Origin of the sequence: Prosthecobacter sp., assembly GCF_049294395.1 — a bacterium.
Lineage (GTDB): Bacteria > Verrucomicrobiota > Verrucomicrobiia > Verrucomicrobiales > Verrucomicrobiaceae > Prosthecobacter.
The window spans coordinates 1-2,823 of the sequence record NZ_JBAQCR010000357.1; the positions used below are offsets into that span (position 1 = coordinate 1).

The 2,823-nt window shown below is 59.7% G+C and carries 3 protein-coding genes; 1 reads left to right on the forward strand and 2 read right to left on the reverse strand.

Annotation, left to right across the window (positions count from 1 at the left end; all coding sequences use genetic code 11):
• A partial coding sequence (locus tag WAW39_RS23850) for a hypothetical protein (RefSeq protein WP_422321663.1) occupies positions 1–688 on the reverse strand: 688 nt, incomplete at its 3' end.
• A 291-nt stretch (positions 689–979) separates the two neighbouring features.
• Positions 980–1,591, reverse strand: coding sequence for a hypothetical protein (locus tag WAW39_RS23855; protein WP_422321664.1), 612 nt, complete (start codon positions 1,589–1,591; stop codon positions 980–982).
• A gap of 442 nt (positions 1,592–2,033) precedes the next feature.
• Here WAW39_RS23855 and WAW39_RS23860 point away from each other — a divergent pair.
• A protein-coding gene (locus tag WAW39_RS23860) for an IS5 family transposase (protein WP_422321665.1) occupies positions 2,034–2,823 on the forward strand; the annotation gives its coding sequence in 2 pieces (ribosomal slippage) (positions 2,034–2,406 and positions 2,406–2,823; 791 coding nt annotated over the 2 pieces). This gene is flagged as partial in the annotation.

The following is a 2,823-nucleotide window of genomic DNA, read 5'->3' on the forward strand; positions in this document are numbered from 1 at the left end:
GGCGCTTTTGCCGTGTCAGTGCATCCGTGGCCTCGCCAATCCACTTCTCTACTTCGCGCATCAGCACATTGAAATCGTCGCCGAGGAAAGCGGGGCGGGGATTGGGGCTGCCGTTTTCCGCTTCGACGACGGGGATTGGCTGTTTCTCGAAATAGCCCTTCTTTGCGGCGTAGCCGAGGATCTGCCGCAGCGTGGGATATTCCCGGTTTAGGGTGTTGGCGCTGGGCTCGCGGTAGTTCTCGGCCTGCTTGTCGCTGACCGTCGTGCTGTTGCCCGCCTTCTGCCGCGTCAGCCAAAAATCGCGCCGCCACACCTTATAATCGTCAACCAGAGCCTGAGTGACCATGGTCATGCTGGTGGTGCTGCGTTCTGCGTCAAAGAACGGCAGTAGGAACTTGCGCACGACACCGGCCTTGTAGGCGTGGTCCGTCTTTTGGGTCGCGAGCCATTCCTCTGCGACCGTCTTGAAGCTCACATGGTGGGAGACGTTGCCGCAGGCCGCGCGCCAATCGCACCCGGCATCTTCGAGCCATGCCTGATAGGCCCTGAGCGCCAGCGAGCGCGCTTCCCGCAAGTCGGCGGTGCCCAGACTGCATCGAGGCCACTTGTCGCCAAGCTTGAACAGATACCAAGTTGGGCGCTGCTGAGCCGTTCGCTGCGCGATCCAAGCTTCGTCGGTGACCTTCACGATGTTGCTGTAGGCTGGATTAGATGATGCTCGTCGTCCCATTGCAGTTGTTCTTTAAATTCGTCACGCGTACAGCGTAGCTACCGGCTCTGCGGGCAGTCAATTTAAAGACACTGTGGCGCATTATCCTTGGTAATATCTGCTCAGTGACTTGATATGTCTTTTTTTTCTTTGAGCTTACCTCAGGTAAGCTCGCCATGATCCTCGGGGAGGGCGCAGGCCGGGCGCACCGGAGCTTTCCTGTGCGGGGTCTATGGATACACTCGTGCTTGATGCTGCGGAGGGCAGAACTCAGGGCGCCCGCCGCCGATTGTAGACACCATCGAAGGTGACATTCATTCCGCCGCATTCATGGTTATCGGCGGCAATCAGCCACTCGTCGACGAGGGTCAATGTGATTTGGCATGGCCCATCCTTGATGATGACCTGATTCCGAGCGGGCACAGCCGAGGCTTCGACACTCCCGGTATGGGGAGCTGGCCCTTCTCCCCAAAGCGCGATCCCATCGACCGTGAGGCTCCCGGGTTTCTCACCATGTTGAACACTGAAGCTGTTGCGGCCAAGTTTCCAGTCGCCAAGCCATGATGCTAAATTCGGGTGCGAATTAGGCTGACTAAAATTCAATTGCCCCTTTCGCACCCATCCAGTGACCGAGCCCTTTTCGCCGCTGAAGTAGGCGCAGGCCCACTTGTCGGCCTCAGTGCCCACGAGGAGGCGATCACCGGCAATGACGTATGCTTTACGGCGGCAGTTTTCCGATGAAGGGCAATCGTTCCCGCTATCATGGAAATAGGCGCGCGTCCCCTTCTCCCCGCTCACCGTAGCCGGGTGGAACTGCGTCAATGGGCCTTTTCCAAATAGGGATGCGTCACATCGCTGTTCTGCCATGGCGACGGTGGGCATGACGCTGGCGAACAAAAGCAGGGCGGGGGCGGCAAGCCGGCAAAGCACCGTCATAATTCGCCTAAAGGGTTGAGGTAATGAAGTGCATCCTCGGCTTGAGACGGTCAGGCGTCTATGTACGCCTCGCCCATTTTGCTTTTCTTTACTCGTGGATTCGTGGTGGTGACAAGGGAGGTGCAGAGGGGGGGCCATCAAACAATTGGAAGAAGTGACCGACCAGTGTGTATTTGCCGACCCGTTCCTCATCGACGCCAAATGCTAAGGCGTGAAGAATATCGTTGCCCCAGGTGGATGGGTAATTTTCTGCGAGAGGGGTTCTTTCACCACGCAGAGTTCCCATGACGCCAAAGTCCTGGCAGAAGTAAGAGTCCGTCCGGAAGGTTCTTGAGTCCGATGAATCATTTGTGATTCCATGGCTCCCCAGGCGAATTTGGGGGGCAGCATGTGGACGAAAGAGAATCGTCGGATTTATGAGCGGCGTGGGCTGCGCTATCCCAGCGACTTGACGGATGAGGAATGGGCGCTGGTGGAACCGCTGATCCCCCCGGCGAAACGTGGCGGCCGCCAGCGGACGGTGAACATCCGCGAGGTGCTGAACGGCGTTTTCTATGTGCTGATGACCGGGTGCCAGTGGCGGGCGCTGCCGACAGACCTGCCGCCCAAGAGTACGGTGCATGAATATCTTGGGCTGTGGGAGTGGGATGGCACCCTGGCCCGCCTCCATCACGCACTGTTCGTCGCGGTGCGGGAATTGGCTGGTAAGGAAGCCAGTCCGACGGCGGCAATCATCGACAGTCAGAGCGTTAAAAGCGCGGAAAAAGGGGGGCGCGGATCGACCCGTCGGGCTACGACGCGGGCAAGAAGGTCAAAGGCAAGAAACGGCACATCGTCGTCGACACGCTCGGCCTGATCCTGGCCGCCCACATCCAGCCCGCCGATGTCCAGGACCGCGACGGCGCGTTGCCGGTGCTCAAGGAGGTCCGCCGCCTCTTTCCGTTCATCGTGCGGATATTCGCCGATGGCGGCTACCAGGGGGCCGCCACGGCAGCGGCGGTGCGCGAACTCGGCGCATGGCACCTGGAAATCGTCAAACGCTCCGACACAGCCAAGGGCTTCGAGGTGCTGCCCAAACGCTGGATCGTCGAGCGCACCTTCGGGTGGCTCGGCCGCTGCCGACGCCTCGCCAAGGACTTCGAGAACCTCGCCAGAATGGCGCTGGCGTTCCTGCGCCT

Excerpts from the sequence above, each read along its gene's own strand:
- WAW39_RS23855 (WP_422321664.1), bottom strand. The coding sequence starts at position 1,591 with ATGCCCACCGTCGCCATGGCAGAACAGCGATGTGACGCATCCCTATTT.